20 protein-coding genes and 1 pseudogene are annotated in these 20,029 nt (G+C 73.5%); 15 read left to right on the top strand and 6 right to left on the bottom strand.

Features of this window, described 5'->3' with window-relative positions:
* Positions 1 to 18: 18 nt before the first annotated feature.
* The gene (locus tag PVK37_RS30950; protein ID WP_275031398.1) at positions 19 to 969 is read right to left on the bottom strand and encodes a DUF4870 domain-containing protein; all 951 of its coding nucleotides are present in this window, start codon (positions 967 to 969) and stop codon (positions 19 to 21) included.
* A 246-nt stretch (positions 970 to 1,215) separates the two neighbouring features.
* On the opposite strand from PVK37_RS30950, the gene hrcA reads away from it, so the two are divergent.
* The 3 genes from hrcA to PVK37_RS30935 all read left to right on the top strand — a co-directional run bounded on the left by hrcA (position 1,216) and on the right by PVK37_RS30935 (position 4,186).
* The gene (gene hrcA / locus PVK37_RS30945) at positions 1,216 to 2,238 is read left to right on the top strand and encodes a heat-inducible transcriptional repressor HrcA (protein ID WP_275031397.1); all 1,023 of its coding nucleotides are present in this window, start codon (positions 1,216 to 1,218) and stop codon (positions 2,236 to 2,238) included.
* 73 nt (positions 2,239 to 2,311) lie between these two features.
* Positions 2,312 to 3,451 carry a molecular chaperone DnaJ gene (dnaJ, locus tag PVK37_RS30940; protein ID WP_275035289.1) on the top strand — a complete coding sequence of 380 codons (1,140 nt, stop codon included), beginning with the start codon at positions 2,312 to 2,314 and terminating at the stop codon, positions 3,449 to 3,451.
* A complete protein-coding gene (locus PVK37_RS30935; protein ID WP_275031396.1) occupies positions 3,452 to 4,186 on the top strand; it encodes a 16S rRNA (uracil(1498)-N(3))-methyltransferase in 735 nt (244 codons plus the stop codon).
* A gap of 33 nt (positions 4,187 to 4,219) precedes the next feature.
* On the opposite strand, the gene ppk2 is transcribed toward PVK37_RS30935, so the two are convergent.
* Both ppk2 and PVK37_RS30925 read right to left on the bottom strand, forming a co-directional pair.
* Complete coding sequence (gene ppk2, locus PVK37_RS30930) at positions 4,220 to 5,131, bottom strand: polyphosphate kinase 2 (RefSeq protein WP_275031395.1); 912 nt, start codon at positions 5,129 to 5,131, stop codon at positions 4,220 to 4,222.
* Positions 5,132 to 5,218: 87 nt separating this feature from the next.
* Positions 5,219 to 5,980: an SDR family NAD(P)-dependent oxidoreductase gene (locus tag PVK37_RS30925; RefSeq protein WP_341483408.1), complete on the bottom strand. Its 762-nt coding sequence runs from the start codon at positions 5,978 to 5,980 to the stop codon at positions 5,219 to 5,221.
* Positions 5,981 to 5,990: 10 nt separating this feature from the next.
* Between PVK37_RS30925 and PVK37_RS30920 the strand changes: the two genes are divergently transcribed.
* Positions 5,991 to 6,380, top strand: a complete 390-nt coding sequence (locus PVK37_RS30920; RefSeq protein ID WP_275031392.1) for a histidine triad nucleotide-binding protein — start codon at positions 5,991 to 5,993, stop codon at positions 6,378 to 6,380.
* A 61-nt stretch (positions 6,381 to 6,441) separates the two neighbouring features.
* Complete coding sequence (locus PVK37_RS30915; RefSeq protein ID WP_423791125.1) at positions 6,442 to 7,794, top strand: serine hydrolase domain-containing protein; 1,353 nt, start codon at positions 6,442 to 6,444, stop codon at positions 7,792 to 7,794.
* 155 nt (positions 7,795 to 7,949) lie between these two features.
* Here the strand turns inward: PVK37_RS30915 and PVK37_RS30910 are convergent, their stop codons facing one another.
* Positions 7,950 to 8,510: a snapalysin family zinc-dependent metalloprotease gene (locus PVK37_RS30910; RefSeq protein ID WP_275031388.1), complete on the bottom strand. Its 561-nt coding sequence runs from the start codon at positions 8,508 to 8,510 to the stop codon at positions 7,950 to 7,952.
* 292 nt (positions 8,511 to 8,802) lie between these two features.
* Here PVK37_RS30910 and PVK37_RS30905 point away from each other — a divergent pair, with 292 nt between their 5' ends.
* From PVK37_RS30905 to PVK37_RS30860, 10 genes and pseudogenes are all read left to right on the top strand, one after another.
* Positions 8,803 to 9,861, top strand: coding sequence for a PhoH family protein (locus PVK37_RS30905; RefSeq protein WP_275031387.1), 1,059 nt, complete (start codon positions 8,803 to 8,805; stop codon positions 9,859 to 9,861).
* Positions 9,862 to 9,875: 14 nt separating this feature from the next.
* Positions 9,876 to 10,349 carry an rRNA maturation RNase YbeY gene (gene ybeY, locus PVK37_RS30900; RefSeq protein WP_275031386.1) on the top strand — a complete coding sequence of 158 codons (474 nt, stop codon included), beginning with the start codon at positions 9,876 to 9,878 and terminating at the stop codon, positions 10,347 to 10,349.
* On the top strand, positions 10,325 to 11,743 hold the full coding sequence (locus PVK37_RS30895) for a hemolysin family protein (RefSeq protein WP_423790974.1): 1,419 nt from the start codon (positions 10,325 to 10,327) through the stop codon (positions 11,741 to 11,743). Before ybeY ends, PVK37_RS30895 begins: the two co-directional genes overlap by 25 nt.
* A complete protein-coding gene (locus PVK37_RS30890; RefSeq protein WP_275031383.1) occupies positions 11,736 to 12,113 on the top strand; it encodes a cytidine deaminase in 378 nt (125 codons plus the stop codon). Before PVK37_RS30895 ends, PVK37_RS30890 begins: the two co-directional genes overlap by 8 nt.
* Complete coding sequence (era, locus tag PVK37_RS30885; RefSeq protein ID WP_275031381.1) at positions 12,110 to 13,012, top strand: GTPase Era; 903 nt, start codon at positions 12,110 to 12,112, stop codon at positions 13,010 to 13,012. Before PVK37_RS30890 ends, era begins: the two co-directional genes overlap by 4 nt.
* Before the next feature lie 174 nt (positions 13,013 to 13,186).
* Positions 13,187 to 14,323, top strand: coding sequence for an acyltransferase family protein (locus PVK37_RS30880; RefSeq protein WP_275031379.1), 1,137 nt, complete (start codon positions 13,187 to 13,189; stop codon positions 14,321 to 14,323).
* Positions 14,324 to 14,451: 128 nt separating this feature from the next.
* A pseudogene (gene recO, locus PVK37_RS30875) lies at positions 14,452 to 15,293 on the top strand (DNA repair protein RecO).
* 8 nt (positions 15,294 to 15,301) lie between these two features.
* The gene (locus PVK37_RS30870; RefSeq protein ID WP_275035288.1) at positions 15,302 to 16,111 is read left to right on the top strand and encodes an isoprenyl transferase; all 810 of its coding nucleotides are present in this window, start codon (positions 15,302 to 15,304) and stop codon (positions 16,109 to 16,111) included.
* Between the two features lie 184 nt (positions 16,112 to 16,295).
* Entirely contained in the window at positions 16,296 to 16,493 is a 198-nt protein-coding gene (locus PVK37_RS30865) for a hypothetical protein (RefSeq protein ID WP_275031375.1), read from the top strand.
* A gap of 578 nt (positions 16,494 to 17,071) precedes the next feature.
* Positions 17,072 to 17,347, top strand: a complete 276-nt coding sequence (locus PVK37_RS30860; protein ID WP_275031373.1) for a hypothetical protein — start codon at positions 17,072 to 17,074, stop codon at positions 17,345 to 17,347.
* Positions 17,348 to 17,633: 286 nt separating this feature from the next.
* Here PVK37_RS30860 and PVK37_RS30855 read toward each other — a convergent pair whose 3' ends face one another.
* Both PVK37_RS30855 and PVK37_RS30850 read right to left on the bottom strand, forming a co-directional pair.
* A complete protein-coding gene (locus PVK37_RS30855) occupies positions 17,634 to 18,434 on the bottom strand; it encodes an energy-coupling factor transporter transmembrane component T family protein (protein ID WP_275031372.1) in 801 nt (266 codons plus the stop codon).
* Positions 18,431 to 20,029, bottom strand: coding sequence for an ABC transporter ATP-binding protein (locus PVK37_RS30850; protein ID WP_275031371.1), 1,599 nt, complete (start codon positions 20,027 to 20,029; stop codon positions 18,431 to 18,433). Before PVK37_RS30850 ends, PVK37_RS30855 begins: the two co-directional genes overlap by 4 nt.

The raw sequence follows: 20,029 nt of genomic DNA, 5'->3' as shown, positions 1-20,029 counted from the left end.
GACCCGACCGGGAGGCGCTCACCGTACGAAGGTCCGGCTCGCCGGGTAGCGGTAGAGCAGGTCCTGGTTCGCCTTGAGGGCGGCCACGATGCCCAGCACGATCGGCACCAGGGCGAGCAGCAGCGGGATGAAGAAGAGCAGACCGCAGGTGATCGCGGTGAGCAGCCAGCCGACCAGGATGGCGATCGCCCAGGTGATCTGGAAGTTCAGCGCGGCCACCGCGTGCGCCCGTACCGCCGGGGACTGCTGACCCCGGACCATCAGCACGATCAGCGGGCCGACCCAGCCGAAGAGGCTGCCGCCGACCACCACGCCGATCGGCCCGCCGACGTGGGCGAGGGTCGCCCACAGCCGGTCGTCGCCGCTGGTCGCGCCACTCGCGGCCGGCCCGCCGGCGGGCGGGTACCCGGCACCGGGCGGCGGCTGGCCCCCGGGCGGCGGGTAACCCCCGGGCGCGGTGCCCGGCGGCGGGTAGCCCGGGTCGCCGGTGGGCGGCTGCCCGGCGGCGAAGTGCCCACCGGACGTCGGGTGGTCGGCCGGCACGCCGTACCCCGGCGCGGGCGGTTCCGTGCCGTAGCCCGGGGCGGGCGGCTCGTAGGAGGGTGCCCCGTAGCTCTGGGTCGGCGGCTCGTAGGAGGGTGCCCCGTAGTTCTGGGTCGGCGGCTCGTAGCTCGGCGCGCCGTAGTTCTGGGTCGGCGGTTCCTGGCCCGGCGCGCCGTAGCTCTGCGTCGGCGGCTCGTAGGACGGGGCCTCGTGGGGCCGGGTGGGCGGCTCGTAGGAGGGCGCCGGCCAGCCGTCGGACGGCGGGGAGCCGCCGGGCGGGGGATACCCGGACGCCCCTGGCGCGCCGGACAGTGGTGCGGTGGGTTCCGCGGGCGTCGACGGGGACCCGGGCGCGAGCGGGACGGTCGGCTCCGGCGGGTAGCCGCCGGAGTCGCCCGCTCCGGGCGGGCGAGGCGGTTCAGTCATGCAGGTCACGGTAGGGGCATCCGGCAAGTCGTACCAGCGGGACACCGGTCGGGTCCACCGGCCGATCGGCCACCACGGCGGCGCGGTGCGCGGCACAGGTCGACACCGATCATCGCGTTCCCGGGGGGCACCGACGTAGACTGGCACTCGCTACAGTCGAGTGCCAGGGCCACGGTCCAGGTCAGGTCCGCCGTGCGTGGCGGAGCCGGACCGGGCGTGGACCGGCACGCGTGGGAGGTGGGGAGAGTGGGTCTCGACGACCGCAAGCTCGCCGTGCTGCGCGCGATCGTCGAGGACTACGTCGCGACCCAGGAGCCGGTCGGCAGCAAGGCGCTGGTCGAGCGGCACCAGCTCGGCGTGTCCCCGGCCACCGTCCGCAACGACATGGCCGTGCTGGAGGAGGAGGGCTACATCCGCCAGCCGCACACCAGCGCCGGCCGGGTGCCCACCGACCGGGGCTACCGGCTCTTCGTCGACCGGCTCTCCCGGGTCAAGCCACTCAGCCCGGCCGAGCGGCGGGCCATCGAGCGCTTCCTGGTCGGCGCGGTCGACCTGGACGACGTCGTGCACCGTACGGTCCGGCTGCTCGCGCAGCTCACCCGCCAGGTCGCGGTGGTGCAGTACCCGTCGCTGGCCCGCTCCTCGGTGCGGCACCTGGAGCTGGTGCCGATCTCCACCACCCGGTTGATGCTGGTCATGATCGCCGACACCGGCCGGGTCGAGCAGCGGCTGGTCGAACTGCCCGCCCCGGTCCCCGTCGAGGACGTCACCGACCTGCGTCGGCTGGTCAACGAGAAGCTCGTCGGCACCCGGCTCTCGGACACCCCGCCGCTGGTACAGGCGCTGGTCGAGGAGATCCGGCCCGGCTTGCGGCCGGCGATGACCACGCTCTCCACGGTGCTGCTGGAGACGCTGGTCGAGCGGCACGAGGAGCGGATCGCGCTGGCCGGCACGGCCAACCTCACCCGGGGCGGCCTGCTGGACTTCCAGGGTTCGCTGCGGCCGATCCTGGAGGCGCTCGAGGAGGAGGTGGTCCTGCTCAAGCTGATCGGCGAGGTCGAGCCGAGCGCGACGCGGATCCGCATCGGCGACGAGAACGAGATCGACAACCTTCGGGGTGCCTCGGTGGTGAGCACGGGCTACGGTCCGGGTGCCACCATCGTCGGTGGGCTGGGCGTGCTCGGGCCGACCCGGATGGACTACCCCGGCACCATCGCCACGGTACGCGCCGTGGCACGCTACGTGGGCGAGCTGCTGGCCCAGAACTGACCAGTCAGGGGCCGACGGCCGACCCGGCCGACGACCGGCGCAACGCGAGACGAACATGAGGACACGGAACGCAGTGGCCAGGGACTACTACGGCATTCTCGGTGTCAGCCGGGACGCCTCCGACGACGAGATCAAGCGCGCCTACCGCAAGTTGGCGCGGCAGTTCCACCCGGACGTGAATCCGGACCCGGAGGCCCAGGAGAAGTTCAAGGACATCAACGCCGCGTACGAGGTCCTCTCGGACGACCGGAAGCGGCAGATCGTCGACCTGGGTGGGGACCCGCTCGCCCCGGGCGGCGGCGGGGCCGGCGCGGGCGGCCCCGGCGGGGCCGGGCCGTTCGTCGGCTTCCAGGACATCATGGACGCCTTCTTCGGCGGGGCCGCCGGGTCGCGCGGGCCACGTCCGCGTACCCGACCGGGAGCCGACGCGATCCTCCGGCTGGAACTGGACCTGCACGAGACCGCGTTCGGCGTCGAAGCGCCGATCACCGTCGACACCGCCGTGCTCTGCACCACCTGCTCCGGGGCCGGCACCGCCGCCGGCACCCACCTCGCCACCTGCGAGGCGTGCGGCGGGCGGGGCGAGGTGCAGTCGGTGCAGCGCACCTTCCTCGGCCAGGTCGTCTCGGCCCGGCCGTGCACGGTCTGCCAGGGGTACGGCACCACCATCCCGCACCCCTGCCCGACCTGTGCCGGGGACGGCCGGGTGCGTACCCGCCGCTCGCTCACCGTCAAGATCCCCGCCGGGGTGGAGGACGGCATGCGGATCCGGCTGGCCCAGCAGGGCGAGGTGGGCCCCGGTGGCGGCACCGCCGGCGACCTGTACGTCGAGATCCACGAGCGCCCGCACGACGTGTACTCCCGCAAGGGCGACGACCTGCACTGCCGGGTCACCGTGCCGATGACGGCGGCGGCGCTCGGCACCCGGCTGACCATCAAGACGCTGGACAGCGAGGAGCCCGTCGACGTCAAACCGGGCACCCAGCCGGGCAGCACGCTGCGGCTGCGCGCCCGGGGCGTACCGCACCTGCGCGGCACCGGCCGGGGCGACCTCTACGTCCACCTGGACGTGCGGACCCCGACCAAGCTCGACGCCGAGCAGGAGCGGATGCTGCGCGAGTTCGCCAAGACCCGCGGTGAGGAGGTCGCCGAGCTGAGCAAGCAGGGCGGCTTCTTCTCCCGGATGCGCGACGCGTTCAACGGGCACGCCTGAGTGTCGGCGCCGCTGTTCCTGGTCGAGGCGCTGCCCACCGCCGACACGCTCACCCTGGACGGCCCGGAGGGCCACCACGCGGCCACCGTGCAGCGGCTACGGGTCGGCGAGGAACTGCTGCTCGGTGACGGCCGGGGCGGCACCGCCGCCGCCGTGGTCACCGCCGTCGGCCGGGGCACCCTGGACGTCAGGATCACCTCCCGGGGGTACGTCGACGCGTCCGTGCCCCGGCTGGTGGTGGTGCAGGGCATCGCCAAGGGCGACCGGGGCGAGCTGGCCGTGCAGGCGATGACCGAGGTCGGCGTGGACGAGATCGTGCCCTGGGCGGCGTCCCGTTCGGTGTCGCAGTGGCGCGGCGAGCGGGGCGTACGGGCCCGGGAGAAGTGGGCCGCGACCGCCCGGGAGGCGGCCAAGCAGGCCCGCCGGGCCTGGCTGCCGGTGGTGGCCGGGGCCCCGGACGAGTCCACCGCCACGGTGGCCCGGCGGATCTCCGGGGCCACCGCCGGGTTCGTGCTGCACGAAGAGGCCGAGGACCGGCTGACCACCGTCGACCTGCCCCCGACCGGTGAGATCGTGCTGGTGGTGGGCCCGGAGGGCGGCATCGCGCCGGCCGAACGGGACGCGTTCACCGCCGCCGGTGCCCGGCCGGTACGGCTCGGCCCGACGGTGCTGCGCACCTCGACCGCCGGGGTGGCCGCCCTCAGCGTGCTCGCCACCCGCCTCGCCCACTGGTGACGCCCACCCGGCGGGCCGGGCGGGGCGTACGGGTCACAGCCGGGGGAAGATCTGCACAACCTCCTCGTCGGGGCGCAGGTCCAGACCGGCCGGGCCGACGATGAGCGGGTCGGGCACCCCCACCACCTCCGGGTCCTTGCCGGTGTAGTCGAAGCGGTGCAGCACGTGCCGCATCGCCTCCAGCCGGGCGCGCTTCTTGTCGTTGCTCTTCACCACGGTCCACGGCGCGTCGGCGGTGTCGGTGTAGAAGAACATCGCCTCCTTCGCCTCGGTGTACTCGTCCCACTTGTCGAGCGAGGCCAGGTCCATCGGGGAGAGCTTCCACTGGCGTACCGGGTCGACCTGACGGATGGCGAACCGGGTGCGCTGCTCGTTCTGGGAGACCGAGAACCAGAACTTGACCAGCCGGATGCCGGAGCGGGCCAGCATCCGCTCCAGCTCGGGGACCTGCCGGAGGAACTCCAGGTACTCCTTGCGGGTGCAGAAGCCCATCACCCGCTCCACCCCGGCCCGGTTGTACCAGGACCGGTCGAACAGCACGATCTCGCCGGCCGCCGGCAGGTGCGCGATCCACCGCTGGAAGTACCACTGGGTGGACTCCCGGTCGTTCGGCTTGACCAGCGCCACCACCTTGGCCCCGCGCGGGTTCAGGTGCTCCATGAAGCGTTTGATGGTGCCGCCCTTGCCGGCCGCGTCCCGTCCCTCGAAGAGGATCAGCAGCCGCTCACCGCTCTCCTTGATCCAGTCCTGGAGCTTGAGGAGTTCGATCTGGAGGAGGCGCTTCTGCTGGTCGTAGTCGTCGCGCGCCATCCGCTCGTCGTACGGGTAGTCCTCCCGCCAGGTGTCCACCGGGCCACCGTCCGGGCGGAGCAGGACCGGATCGTCGTCGTGACCGTCGACCACCTGGTAGTCGGCGGTGAGGTCCAGCAGGGCAGGGTCGCTCATGGCGGAGTCCTTACCCCGTGACGACCCCGGTCAGCCGTCCCCGGAACGGGGAAAACGACGCGCACCGCACGGCTGGCCGGCAACCGGTCAGGTCCGCAGGTAGGACGCGCCGTTGAGGTCCACGATCGTGCCCGAGGCCCACTCCGCGGCCGGGGACGCCAACCAGTGCACGGCGGCGGCGATCTCCTCGGGCCGGGCCACCCGTCCGAACGGGCTCTGCGCGCGTACCGCGTCGCCCCGGGGCGACTTGAGGTGCTCGTTGGTCATGTCGGTCTCGACGAAGCCGGGGGCCACCGTCGCCACCGCGATGCCGTACGGGGCCAGCGCCACCGCCAGGGACTGACCCAGCGCGTTCAGTCCCGCCTTGCTCGCCCCGTACGCCGGGTTGCCCGGTTCGCCGCGGAACGCGCCCCGGGACGAGACGTTGACGATCCGCCCGCCCCGGGCACGCATGTGCTGGGCGGCACACCAGGAGGCGTTGGCCGCGCCGAGCAGGTTGGTGTCGACGACCTCCCGCCACCGCTGCCGCCACTGCTCGTAGCTGGTCTCGAAGACCGGGTGCGGCGGGTCCGCCGGCCCGAACACCCCGGCGTTGTTGACCAGGACGTCCAGCCCGCCGAGCCGGTCGGCCGCCTGGTCCACCATCGCCCGGACCGCGTCCGGGTCGGCCAGGTCGGCCCGCACCACCAGGTGCCCGTCGCCGGGGAGTTCGGCGCGGAGCTGGTCGGCCAGCTCCGCCGAGTCCCGGTGGTGGATCGCCACCCGGTCCCCGCCGGCCGCGAACACCCGCGCCACCGCGCGGCCGATCCCGCGCGAGGCCCCCGTCACCAGTACCGCCCGTGAAGTCACGCGCCACATCATGCCGGACAGTGCTGCCGGGACGGCCTACCATGCCCCGGTGACCAACGACTGCCTCTTCTGCCGCATCGTCGCCGGGGAGATCCCGGCCACCATCGTCCGGGAGACCGACACCACCCTGGCCTTCCGGGACATCGACCCGAAGGCCCCGGTGCACGTGTTGGTGATCCCGAAGGTGCACTACGCCGACGTGGCCACCCTGGGTCAGGGCGACCCGGAGCTGGCCGGGCAGGTGCTCGCCACGGCCGCCGAGGTGGCCGAGGCCGAGGGGCTGCTCGCGGACGGCTTCCGGTTGATGTTCAACACCGGCGGGTACGGCGGCCAGGAGGTCTTCCACGTGCACGCGCACCTGCTCGGTGGCGCCCCGCTCGGCCCGATGCTCGCCCGCTGACGTCGCCGGGGTTCCTCCCTAGACTGGCGGCGTGGTGGAGATCAACGCGCGGCTGGGCCGGATGGTGCGGCAGGTGCAGGCCGGGGCCCGGGTGCCGGCGCTGTCGGTGGCGTTGCACCGGGCGGACCGGCCACTCTGGCAGCTCACGGTCGGCGGCACCGGCAACGACGCCCCGCTGACCCCGCAGACCCCGTTCCGGATCGGGTCGGTCACCAAGACCTTCACCGCCGTACTGGTGCTCCAGTGCCGGGACGACGGGCTGCTCGACCTCGACGACCCGGTGGGACGGCATCTCGACCTGCCGGCGCACGGTGAGCTGACCGTGCGCCGGCTGCTGTCGCACACCTCCGGCCTGCAACGGGAGCCGTACGGCGACATCTGGGACACGCTGCGCGCTCCCGGTACGGCCCAGCTCCTGGCCGATCTGGACCGCGCCGAGCGGGTGTTGCCGCCGGCCCGCCGGTTCCACTACTCGAACCTGGGCATGGCGCTGCTCGGGGAGCTGGTCGGGCGGCTGCGCGGCGGGACCTGGGTGGAGGTGCTCGCCGACCGGATCCTCACCCCGCTGGGGTTGGCCGCCACCACCACCCGGCCCGGTCCGTACGCGGCCACCGGGTTCCTGGTGGACGCCTACTCCGACCACGTCCGGCCGGAGCCGCCGACGGATTTCGGCGCGGTCGGTCCGGCGGCGCAGCTGTGGAGTACCGCCGCCGACATGGCCCGGTGGGCGGCCTTCCTGGCGGACCCGGCGGCGTTGGACCCGAGGGCGGCGGTGCTGGCCCCGGCCACCCTGGACGAGATGCGCTGGCCGCTCACCCTCACCGACGAGGCCACCTGGGGGGACGGCTTCGGGCTGGGCCTGATCCTGGTGCCGCAGCCGCACCGGGTGGTGCACGTCGGGCACGACGGGGCGATGCCGGGCTTCCTCGCCTCGGTGTACGGCCGGCGCGGCGGCGACGGGACACCGGGGGCGATGGGCTGCGCGGTGCTCGGGTCGGCGGGTACCGCCGCGGCGATCTTCGACCTGCCGCACCGGCTGCTCACCGCGTCGGTGGAGCACGATCCGGCCGAGATCGAGCCGTGGTCGCCGGGCGAGCCCGCGCCCGAGGCGTACCGGGACCTGCTGGGGCGCTGGTGGGGCGAGGGGTTCGAGTACGTCTTCTTCTGGCGCGACGGCGCGCTGCGGGCGCGGCGGGCGGAGGATCCGCCGGGCAAGCCGGCGGCGGTGTTCGCGCCGCTGCCGGACCGGCCGGACGTGTTGCGGACGGTCTCCGGGCGGGAGGTCGGCGAGCTGCTGCGGCTGACCCGGGACGAGCGGGGCGCGGTGCGCCGGATGCACTGGGCGACCTACCGGTTCACCCGCGACCAGCAGACCTTCGACGGGTACGACGTACGCTGGCCGACCCGGGGCTGACCGGGCCGGCCGACGGGCCGGAGCAGGTGCGGCGACCGTCCCGGGGGCAGGTCCGCGACAGCTCCCGGGTGCAGGTGCGGCGACCGCCCCGGGGCCGGGTGCGGGACGCCCCTGCGGGGGCCGGCGCGGGACCGGCCCCCGGGGTGTCGCGTCGGTCAGCCGATGGCGGCCGGCGCCGGCCAGCTGTTCCGGAAGACCTGGCTGCCGGTGGCGGCGAAGCCACCGAAGTTCCGGTCCACCTGCTGGGCCTCGGTGGTGTACGGGTACGGGTTGGTGCAGCCGGTGCCGGCGCTGCCGCCGGACATGAGCAGGTAGCACTGGCCGTTGTAGTTGTCCGGCAGGCCGAGGATGTGGCCGATCTCGTGGGTCATGATCCGCAGCACGCTGTACTGCGCGGCCTGCTGGGTGTCGATGACCACGTAGCCGTTGCCGAGGCTGCGCCGGACGGCGTAGGAGCCACCGCCGGTGGTGTAGTAGATCATCAGGTTCGAGCCGCACTTCGACATGTCGACGTTGTTGGTGTACGCGTTCCAGATCCCGGCGGCCTGGTCGGCGACGCCCGCGTACGGGCCGGCCTGGCTGGTGTTGTAGCAGACCGTGGCGGTGGCGACCACGTCGGCCGAGGCGGTCGAGGGTTGGGCCAGGCCGAGGCCCAGGGTGACGGCGACGCCGGCGACGAGGGTGGTGAGGCGGCGGCCGATCCTTCGTGGGGACACGGGTCACGCTCCGTTCCGGGGGATGAGGGACGACGGTGAACCGAATCCTAGATATGGACGTCCGTCTATCTCAAGATGCCCGTTTTGGTGTTGATCAGGTATAATCCGAATGATTGTCGTGATCATGGCTTGTCGACGATCTCCCGCTCCGGACAGCCCGGTACGTCGGGCCGAAATGCCCCGGGTGTCGAAGGGGTCGACCCGATACGATGGGAGCAACATCCGTACGCCGTGCCAGCTCAGGCCGGCGCCGAGAGTGAGAGCAGGTGGCGCAGGGCCGCGCGCCCGACCTATGACCGGCACCCCACCTCCCGGCCCGTCCCGGGCGCAGACCAGGATCACCGTCCCCGACTCCAAGATCATGGTCAACCTGCTCGGCGCGGGGGACGAGATCCTCCGGCTCGTCGAACGATCGGTCGACAGCGACGTGCACGTCCGCGGCAACGAGATCACCATCACCGGTGTCCCGGCGGACAATGCCCGCGCCGAGCGCCTCTTCGGTGAGCTGATCGAACTGATCGAGAAAGGCGAGACACTGACCACCGACGCCGTGCGGCGTACCGTCAGCATGCTCGAGCAGGGCGGCACCGAGCGGCCCGCCGAGGTCCTGACCCTCAACATCCTCTCCCGGCGGGGTCGCACCATCCGACCCAAGACGCTCGGGCAGAAGCGCTACGTCGACTCGATCGACGCGCACACCATCGTCTTCGGCATCGGCCCCGCCGGCACCGGCAAGACCTACCTGGCGATGGCGAAGGCCGTCCAGGCGTTGCAGGCCAAGCAGGTCAACCGGATCATCCTCACCCGGCCGGCAGTCGAGGCGGGGGAGCGGCTGGGCTTCCTGCCCGGCACCCTCAACGAGAAGATCGACCCGTACCTCCGCCCGCTCTACGACGCGCTGCACGACATGCTCGACCCGGAGACCATCCCGAAGCTGATGGCGGCCGGCACCATCGAGGTCGCCCCGCTGGCATATATGAGGGGCCGGACCCTTAACGACGCGTTCATCATTCTCGACGAGGCGCAGAACACCACGCCCGAGCAGATGAAGATGTTCCTGACCCGGCTCGGCTTCGGCTCGAAGATCGTGGTCACCGGTGACGTGACCCAGGTGGACCTGCCCGGGGGGACCCAGAGCGGCCTGCGGGTGGTCCGTGAGATCCTCACCAGCGTCGAGGACGTGCACTTCGCCCAGCTCTCCAGCTCCGACGTGGTCCGGCACCGGCTGGTCGGGGAGATCGTCGACGCGTACGCCCGCTGGGACGCCGAACAGGAGAACCAGCAGGCACAGAGCGTGCACGCCGTGCCGGGCCGGGCCGCCCAGGGCGGCCGGGCCGGCCGTCGCCGCTAGAGCAGAGGAAACCCGTGTCCATCGAGATCGCCAACGAGTCCGGTGTCGCCGTCGACACCGACGCGGTACTCGCCGTCGCCCGGCACGCCCTCGACGAGATGGGGGTCAACCCCCTCGCCGAGCTGTCCGTGCTGCTGGTCGACATCGACTACATGACCGAGCTGAACCACCGCTGGATGGGCGGCGACGGGCCGACCGACGTGCTCGCCTTCCCCATGGACGAGGGCAGCGTCGACCACGGTCCGGGGGAGACCACCGGCGGGGCGGGCGAGCCGGCCCTGCTCGGTGACATCGTGCTCTGCCCGGAGGTGGCGGCCAAGCAGGCGGCCACCGCCGGGCACAGCTCCGCCGACGAGCTGCACCTGCTCACCGTGCACGGGGTGCTGCACCTGCTCGGCTACGACCACGCCGAGCCGGAGGAGGAGCGCGAGATGTTCGGGCTCCAGGCCCGGCTGCTCGCCAGTTGGCGGTCGACCCGGGCCCAGTGATGGAGACTCCGCTACTGGCGGCCCGCGCCGCCGGCCTGCCCGATCTGCAACTGCTGGTCTTCGCCGCCGGTCTGGTGGTGCTGGCCGGGGTCATCGCGGCGACCGAGGCGGCGCTGGCCGCCGTCTCGCCGGCGCGCGCCGCCGAACTGGCCCGGGACGGGGCGCGCGGCGCGCGCACCCTCCAGGTGGTCGCCACCGACGTGGTCCGCCACCTCAACCTGCTGCTCCTGCTCCGGCTGCTGGCCGAGCTGACCGCCACCACGCTGGTGGCCCTGGTCGCGGTGGACACCTTCGGCGCGGGCTGGCGGGCCGCCCTGGTCACCGCCGGGGCGATGACCGTGATCAGCTTCGTGGTGGTCGGGGTGGGTCCGCGCACCATCGGCCGGCAGCACGCGTACGCGGTGGGCCGGGTGGTCGCGCCGTTCGTCCGCTGGCTGGGCCGGGTGCTCAACCCGCTCGCCTCGCTGCTGATCCTGATCGGCAACGCGGTGACCCCGGGCAAGGGGTTCCGGGAGGGGCCGTTCGCCACCCAGGTGGAGTTGCGTGAGCTGGTCGACCTGGCCGAGCAGCGCGGGGTGGTGGAGCACGGCGAACGTCAGATGATCCACTCGGTCTTCGCGCTCGGCGACACCATCGCCCGCGAGGTGATGGTGCCGCGTACCGAGATGGTGTGGATCGAGGAGCACAAGACGCTCTCCCAGGCGCTGGTGTTGTTCCTGCGCTCGGGCTTCTCCCGGATCCCGGTGATCGGCGAGAGCGTGGACGACGTGCTCGGGGTGCTCTACCTCAAGGACCTGATCCGGCGTACCCAGGGTGGCGACGCCCGCACCGAGCAGCTCCCGGTGGCCGAGCTGATGCGACCGGCGACCTTCGTGCCCGAGTCCAAGCCGGTGGACGACCTGCTCTCCGAGATGCAGGCCGCCCGTAACCACCTGGTGATCGTCGTCGACGAGTACGGCGGCACCGGTGGGCTGGTCACCATCGAGGACATCCTCGAGGAGATCGTCGGTGAGATCACCGACGAGTACGACGTCGAACGCCCGCCGGTGGAGCACCTGCCGGAGGAGGGGGTGGTGCGGGTCACCGCCCGGCTCCCGGTGGAGGATCTGGGCGAGCTGTTCGACACCGAACTCCCCACCGACGAGGTGGAGACGGTCGGTGGGCTGCTGGCGCAGGCGCTGGGCCGGGTGCCGATCCCGGGCGCGGAGGCCGAGGTGGCCGGGCTGCACCTGGTCGCCGAGGGCACCACCGGTCGACGTAACCGGATCGACTCGGTGCTGGTGCGTCGGGTGGAGCCGGCCGACGAGCAGGAGAGTCCGGGGCGGGGCGAGTCCGCCGAGCCCCGGGGAGACGACCAGAACCGAACCGATGAGAGGCAACCCGCCGATGCCTGAGTCACCCGCCGTACCATCCACCGGGTCCGTCCCGGCCGAGCTGGGCGCCGAGGACGCCAAGCTGGTCATCCTGGCCCGGGGGGCCCGGGGCCGGGTCGGTGCCGTCGAGGGCGCGGCGGTACGCGACCAGGACGGTCGGACGTACGCCGCGGCCAGTGTCGCGTTGCCGTCGTTGACGCTGACCGCCCTGCAACTCGCGGTCGCCTCGGCGGTGGCGGCCGGCGCGTCCTCGCTGGAGGCGGCGGTGGTGGTGACCGAGGCGTCGACCCTGGACGCGGCCGGGCACGCGGCGGTCCGCGATCTCGCGGTGGGCGCCCCGATCCACCTGGCGGCCCCGGACGGCACGGTCCTCGGCACGGTGGTCGAGTGAGTTCCGTGACCGGGGGCGAGCGTCCGTACCGTGCTGGTTTCGCCTGTTTCGTCGGGCGGCCGAACGCGGGCAAGTCGACGCTGACCAACGCGATCGTCGGGCAGAAGATCGCGATCACCTCGAGTAAGCCGCAGACCACCCGGCACGTCATCCGGGCGGTGCTGCACCGGCCGGACTCGCAACTCGTCCTGGTGGACACTCCCGGCCTGCACCGTCCCCGTACGTTGCTCGGCGAGCGCCTCAACGACCTGGTCCGGACGACCTGGAGCGAGGTCGACGTGATCGGCCTGTGCATCCCGGCGGACGAGCCGGTCGGGCGGGGGGACCGGTTCATCACCGGCGAACTGGCCGAGCTGAAGGCGACCGTGCTGGCGGTGGTGACCAAGACCGACCTGGTGGACAAGAAGCGGCTGGCCGAGCAGTTGCTGGCGGTCAGCGAACTGGGCGACTTCGCCGCCGTGGTGCCGGTCAGCGCGGTCTCCGGGCACCAGGTGGACACCCTGGTCGAGGTGATGACCGGCTACCTGCCGGCGTCGCCGCAGCTCTACCCGGACGACATGCTCACCGAGGATCCGGAGCAGGTGCTGGTGGCCGAACTGGTCCGGGAGGCGGCCCTGGAGGGCGTCCGGGACGAGTTGCCGCACTCGATCGCGGTGATCGTCGAGGAGATGATCCCCGAGGGGCAGGTCATGAAGATCTACGCCGACGTCTACGTCGAGCGGCCCAGCCAGAAGGCGATCGTGATCGGGCACCGGGGGAGCCGGCTCAAGGACGTCGGTACCCGGGCGCGTCGGCAGATCGAGGAGTTGCTGGGTACCCGGGTCTACCTCGACCTGCACGTCCGGGTGGCGAAGGACTGGCAGCGGGATCCGAAGCAGTTGCGCCGGTTGGGCTTCTGACCGGTCCGTATCGGTCCGGGGGTTCGTGGGCAGGTCGGGGGTGATCTCTCCCGGCCTGCCGCATTTTTTGTGTGATTAGTCACTTTCGATACCCCCGGGCAGGATGTTTGCAGCCGGCGGGAACCAGGGTAGGAATGGCAACCTGTCCCCGCCCCCGGACATTGATGCAGGCTGATGCGAAACCGATACCTGGATCTGCTGCGCTTCCTCGCCATCATTCGGGTCGTGGTCTACCACGTCACCGGGTGGGCCACGCTCACCCTGGTCTTCCCGGCCATGTCGGTGATGTTCGCGCTGGCCGGCTCGCTGATGGCCGCGTCGCTCGACCGCTCCGGCACCGCCGCGGTCGGCCGCCGGCTCCGCCGACTGCTGCCCTCGCTCTGGGTGGTCGCGGCGGTCTTCGTACCGGCGATGCTGCTGACCGGGCTGGCGCTGAACTGGCGGGTGCTGCTCTGGCTCTTCCCGATCACCGACCCGCCGGCCAACGGCTGGGGGGCGCTCGCGTTGAGCGTGATCTGGTACCTGCGCGACTACCTCTGGTTCGTGCTCGCCTCGCCGCTGGCGCTCTGGCTGTTCCGGCGGGCCCCGCTACCCACCCTGCTGGCCCCGTACGTCCTGCTGCTCGTGGTCGAGCTGGGCTTTCCGGGCGCGCCGATCGTGCTGCGCGACTTCGGGCTCTACTTCGGAGCGTGGCTGCTCGGCTTCGCCCACCACGACGGCATGCTGCGCCGACTGTCCAACCGGGTGCTCTTCCCCGTCGCCGGGGTGCTCGCCACCGCCGGCGGTGCGTGGATCTACACCCACCCCGGAGCCCGTGGCTACGACCTCAACGACATCCGGATCGGCAACGCCCTGTGGGCGGCGGCGTTCATCCTGATCGCCCTCGGCCGCGCACCCGCCACCGCCGCCTGGGTCGACCGGAACGCGGTCCTCGGTCGGGCGGTGACCGTACTGAACCGGCGCGCCCTGACCGTGTACCTCTGGCACATGCCCTTCGTGGTGGCCCTCACCCCGCTGGTCGACGTGGTCGGCTGGTCCCATCAGGACCCGGTCGGGCTGGCCATCCGGGTGGTCCTGGTCTTCGCCCTGGTCGGGCTGGTCACCATGATGGTCGGCTGGGTGGAGGACGTGGCGGCCCGCCGCCCGCCCGAACTGCTGCCCGGCGGCCGGCGGTCCCGGCCCGCCAGCCGCGGCGGGCCGACCGACCCCGCACCGCCGACCGGCCCGACCCGGCCGACGCCGACCGACCCCGCGACCCTGACGCCCGCGGACGCCGCCGTGGCGGCGGCCAGCACCGCCCGACTCCGTTGAGTTTCGGTCCGCCGGACCCCCTGCCGCTGAGCTGCCGTCCGCCGGACACCCCGCCTCCCCCGGGGCCGCCGGTCGTGGCAGGGCACCCTCCGGAGACCCCGCCTCCCGGCGGACGGGACAATGGGTGGATGGCCGGGTACCGCCGACAGCTCTACCGCGACGACGCGGTGGTGCTGCGCGTCCAGAAACTCGGCGAGTCCGACCGGATCATCACCCTGCTGACCCGCCGGCACGGCCGGCTGCGTGCGGTGGCCCGGGGCGTCCGGCGGACCACCTCCCGGTTCGGCGCCCGGCTGGAACCGTTCGGCCACGTCGACCTCCAGTTGGCCGGGGACCCGAAGGGCAACCAGGGCAGCTCGCTGCACACCGTCAGCCAGGTCGAGGGGATCGACCTGTACGGCAAGCGGTTCCTCGGTGACTACCCGCGCTACACGGCGGCCAGCGCGATCGCCGAGACCGCCGAGCGACTCACCCCGGTCGAACGTGAGCCGTCCCTACGGCTGTTCCAGCTCACCCTCGGCGCGTTGAAGTCCCTGGCGCGCGGTGACCACGACACCACCCTGGTGCTCGACGCGTACCTGCTGCGCGGGATGGCGATGGCCGGCTGGGCGCCCGCGCTGACCGCCTGCGCGGTCTGCGGCACGCCCGGCCGGCACCGGGCGTTCTCCGTACCGGCCGGGGGGTGCGTCTGCCCGGACTGCCGCCCACCCGGCGCGGCCCACCCCGCCCCGGCCACCGTCGACCTGATGTCCGCGCTGACCACCGGCGACTGGGTGGTCGCCGACGCCACCACCACCGGCGTACGCCGGGAGTGCAGCGGCCTCGTCGCGGCGCACCTGCAGTGGCACCTGGAGCGCGCGCTACGCTCGCTGCCGCTGGTCGACCGGGGTACCCCGCCGGCCGGCCCGGTGCCGTCGCGTCGCGGCGACGAGCCGGTGGAGCGGGTGTGAACAGGGAGAACAGCGAGTGATCCGATCGATGAGGGCCGGCGCGCGTACGCCGAAACCGCCGACGCCGCACCCGTCCGGGGCCCGGCCCCCGGCGCTGCCCGCCGAGGCGGTGCCGAAGCACGTCGCGGTGGTGATGGACGGCAACGGCCGGTGGGCCAAGGAACGCGGCCTGCCCCGCACCAAGGGCCACGAGGCGGGCGAGTTCTCCCTCTTCGACACCGTCGAGGGCGCGATCGAGCTGGGCATCCCCTACCTGTCGGCGTACGCCTTCTCCACCGAGAACTGGCGGCGCTCGCCGGACGAGGTCCGGTTCCTGATGGGCTTCAACCGGGACGTGATCCGGCGACGCCGGGACCAACTGGTCGAGCTGGGCGTACGGGTGGTCTGGTCGGGGCGGGCCGGTCGGCTCTGGAAGAGCGTGATCGGCGAGCTGCAGACCGCCGAGGAGATGTCGAAGGACAACACCACGCTGACCCTCCAGTTCTGTGTGAACTACGGCGGCCAGGCCGAGATCGCCGATGCCGCCGCCGCGATCGCCCGGGACGTCGCCGCCGGCAAGCTCGACCCGGCGAAGGTCACCGAGAAGACCGTGGCGAAGTACCTCTACCACCCGGAGATCCCCGAGGTGGACCTGTTCCTGCGGCCGTCCGGCGAGGAACGGATCTCCAACTTCCTGCTCTGGCAGACCGCGTACGCCGAGCTGGTCTTCCTGGACACGCTCTGGCCGGACTTCGACCGCCGTCACCTGTGGTACGCCTGCGAGCTGTACGCGCAGCGCGACCGGCGGTTCGGCGGCGCGCTGCCCAACCCGGTCGCCCCACCCGCCCCGGCGGTGTGACCCGCCCCGCGCTGGCGGGCCATGTGAGCCGCGCCGCGCTCGCGGCCATGTGACCCCCGCCGCGCTCGCGGCCATGTGAGCCGGGCCGCGCTGGCGGCGGTGTGACCCGCCCCGCCCCTGGCTTACCTTCGGGCGCACCTGGGTACCTGTGTGGTCAGCAGCTATCCACGGAGGTGAACCGGCAATGATCCAGAAGCGAATTGGGCAGTGGGCGGTCATGGCGGTCGCGGTGCCGCTGGCGGCTGCCGGCGCACGACGACTCAGCCACACCCTGGAGGCCCGGCGCGGCCCGTCCGGCGTCAGCCGGATGCTGAGCAAGGGGGCGGACATCATCCGTCCCCGGCGGGCGAAGCGGCGGCTGTCCTGGTTGCCCGGGCGGTGACGCCCCGGACACCCGACGTACGGCGGGGTTGTGGCGGCCGGTTCCCGACCGGTCTCCGCAGCCCCGCTCGCCGTACCAGCACCGTCCGCCGGGCGACGGCGGCCGGGGCCGCACCGGCTTGCTGGGTGACTCAGGTACACGACACGCCGAGCGGATTACACCTCAGGCAGCCACCAAGGGTCGTGTTGTCACGGGATCCTCGATACGGGAGCGGCAGGATAGCCGCCCGGCTTCGGACAGGCTGTGGTTCCGGAGCCGCAGACGCGCACCTCACGCCGGGTGCCTGACGAGCGCGATTCATGATCCACAAGACGGTGCCTGGCAGGCCGCCGGCGGTCGCCGGTAATTCGGATGCCGGCCGGCGGTGGGCGGGGTAGCGTCCTGGTCATGCGTTACTGACGCCCCAGAACCGAGTCGGGTCCACCGCTGTCGCCGTGGGCCCGGGTGTCTCCGGGCGTCCGCATACCTACCCGTCGCCGTCGTGGCGCAGGTCGTGGTCGGGCCAACTCCCGGGGCACCCCGTCCCCCGTTCGCCCGACCGTCTCCGGACGGTCTCCCGTCTGTTCCAGGAGGCCGGTATGCCTGCCAAGCGCAATCCGAAGAAGAAGCCCCGTACCCCGTCGCCGAAGCCTTCGCTGGCCGAGCTGACGCCGCCCGATCCGGCTGCGCTCGAGGTGGCCCCGGCGGCATCATCGCCGGCCGGGCTCACTCCGCCGGCCGTGGAGGTGCCGGCGGCCGGGCTCACCCCGCCGCCGGCCCCGAAGACCGGCCCGCCCGCCCGCGGCGCGGCCTTCGCCAACGGCAAGGGCCGGGTCGGCGGAGCCGGCCGTCGGTACGCGTTCCGGCGGAGCTGACCGTTCCCGGTGGGGCCGGGCCACCCGTGCCCGGCCCCACCCGACGGACCGATGACCGCGCCACCCGGCGCGGCCGGTGACCGCCCCACCCGGCGCGGCCGGTGACCGCCCCACCCGGCGCGGCCGGTGACCGCCCCACCCGGCGCGGCCGGTGACCGCCCCACCCGGCGCGGCCGGTGATCGCGCCATCCGACGGACCGGTGACCGCGCCACCCGGCGCGGCCGGCGACCGCCCCACCCGACGGACCGGTCGTCGCGCCGCCGCCGGGCCGGTGGCCGGCGCAGCTCAGCCGACCAGCGGGCGGAAGGTGCCGAGCGCGACGCTGACCGCCAGCGCCCCACCGGCCAGCAGCGCCGCCCCGGCGATCAGCAGCCCGTCCGCCGGGGTGAACCGCTGCCGGCGGGCCACCGTACGGGGAGTTCCGGCGTCGAAGCCCCGGGCGTCCATCGCCACCGCCAGCCGGGTGCCCCGCCGGATCGCCCCGACCAGCAGCCCGAACCCGGTGGACGCGAAGAGCCGCAGCCGGGCCAGCGGATTCCGGCCCGCGTCCACCCCCCGCGCCCGGCGGGCCATGCTGATCATCTGCCATTCCTGGCCGAGCATCGGCACCAGCCGGAACGCGGCCAGCGCGCCGATCGCGAACCGGGGCGGGGCCTTCGCGTTCTGGATCAGCGCGTCGGCCAGGTCGGTCGGGTCGGTGGTGGCGAACACGATCACCCCGGGCAGCGCCACCGCGAACAACCGCAGCACCAACCCGAGGGCGGTGAGCAGCACCCCGGAGGTCACCACCACCGGTCCGGCCTCGACCAGGGTCCGGCCGTCCCGCTCGGCGGCGAACAGCACCAGGCTGACCAGGATGCCCACCGCGCCGAGCAGCAGCGGCCAGGCCCGGCGGGCGAGCACCCGGTACCGGATTCCGAACAGCGGCAGCACCGCCAGCTCGACGGCCAGGGCGAGCGCCGGGGCGACCGGGTCGAGGGTGGCGACCAGCGTGAACGAGAAGACCAGCGCGGCGGCCACCTTCGCCACCGGGTTGCGGCGGGCCAGCGGCGCGGTCGGATCGGCGACCGGCTCGACACTGATCACGGCCGCGCCCCGCGACCCGGTCCCGCCGCCGCATCGGCCGGGTGCGGGGCGGCCGGGGACGTGGCGGCGTCGGCCGGGCGCGTGGCGGTGTCGGCCGAAGACGGGGCGGCGTCGGCCGGTCCCGCTGCCGCGTGGGGACGGACGGTGACCGGTCCGGGCGCGTCGCCCGCCGGGGGACGACCGGACGGGGCCAGGACGACCCGCCGGTCGGCGAGCGCGGCGACGAAGTCCGGGTCGTGGGTGACCGTCACGATGCCGTGCCCGGCGGCACGCAGCTCGGCGAACAGGTCGACCAGCTCCGACCAGGTCCGCCGGTCCTGCCCGAAGGTGGGCTCGTCGCAGACCAGCAGGCGGGGCGCGGTGGCCAGGGCGGTCGCCACACTCAGCCGCCGGGCCTCCCCGCCGGAGAGGGTGTACGGGTTGGCGCGCGCCAACCGGTCCAGCTTCAGTCGGGTCAGCAGCCCGTCCACGGTGGACCGTACCGCCGCCTCCGGCTGGCCCGTCCGGCGTGGACCGAGCGCCAGCTCGTCGAAGACCGTACCGGTGACGAACTGGTGTTCCGGATCCTGGAAGACCGAGCCGATCCGGCGGGCCAGCGCGGGCGCCCGCCACCGGTGCGGGGGAGTGCGGTGGTCGGCCCCGGCAAGTGCCCGGTCGGCGGTGAGCCGTCCTGCGCCCGGCCGCAGCAGACCACCGAGGAGCAGCGCGAGGGTGGACTTGCCCGCCCCGTTCGGGCCGAGGACGGCGAGCACCTCACCGGCGCGTACCGGCAGGTCGGTGGGGGCGAGGCGGGGCGGCAGGCCGAGCCGGTCGGCGGTGAGCAGCAGCTCCCCGGCCGGCCCGGTGGCCCGGCGGGGCGGCACCGGATGGCCCGGCACCCAGACCCCCTCGGCGGCGAGCGCGGCACCGTGCTCGGCGAAGACCTGCGCGGGCGGCCCGTCGGCGCGGACGCCGCCCCCGGCGGCGAGCACCACCACCCGGTCGACCAGCGGCAGCGCCTCGGCCACCCGGTGCTCGACCAGGATCAGCGTGGTGTCGGTCGCCACCGCCTCGGCGACCGCCCGCCGGACCAGGTCCGCCCCGGCCGGGTCGAGGTTGGCCGTCGGTTCGTCGAGCAGCAGCAACCCGGGACGCAGGGCGAGCGCACCGGCCAGCGCGAGCCGCTGCTGCTCCCCTCCGGAGAGGGCGGCGGTCGGGCGGTCCCGGCCGTACGGGAAGCCGACCCGGGCCAGCGCCTCGTCCACCCGGGGCCAGATCCGGTCGGCCGGCACTCCCCGGTTCTCCAGCCCGAACGCCACGTCGTCGCCGCAGCGGGCCATCACGAGCTGGCTCTCCGGGTCCTGGAAGACCATGCCGACCCGGTCCCGGGCGGTACGCGGGTCACGCCCGTCGATCTCGATGCGGCCCTCGCGCTCGCCGGAGTCCTCCGGTAGCAGCCCGGCCAGCGCGGCGAGCAGGGTGCTCTTGCCCGCCCCCGATGCGCCGAGCAGGAGCACCCGTTCCCCACGTTCGATCCGCAGGTCCACCCCGCGTACCGCCCAGGCCCGGCGGCCGGCGTGCCGCCACCCGAACCCCCGTACCGTGACCTCGCCCAC

This window comes from Micromonospora cathayae (genome assembly GCF_028993575.1).
Classification (GTDB): domain Bacteria; phylum Actinomycetota; class Actinomycetes; order Mycobacteriales; family Micromonosporaceae; genus Micromonospora; species Micromonospora cathayae.
This window is presented reverse-complemented; position numbering and strand designations above follow the sequence as displayed.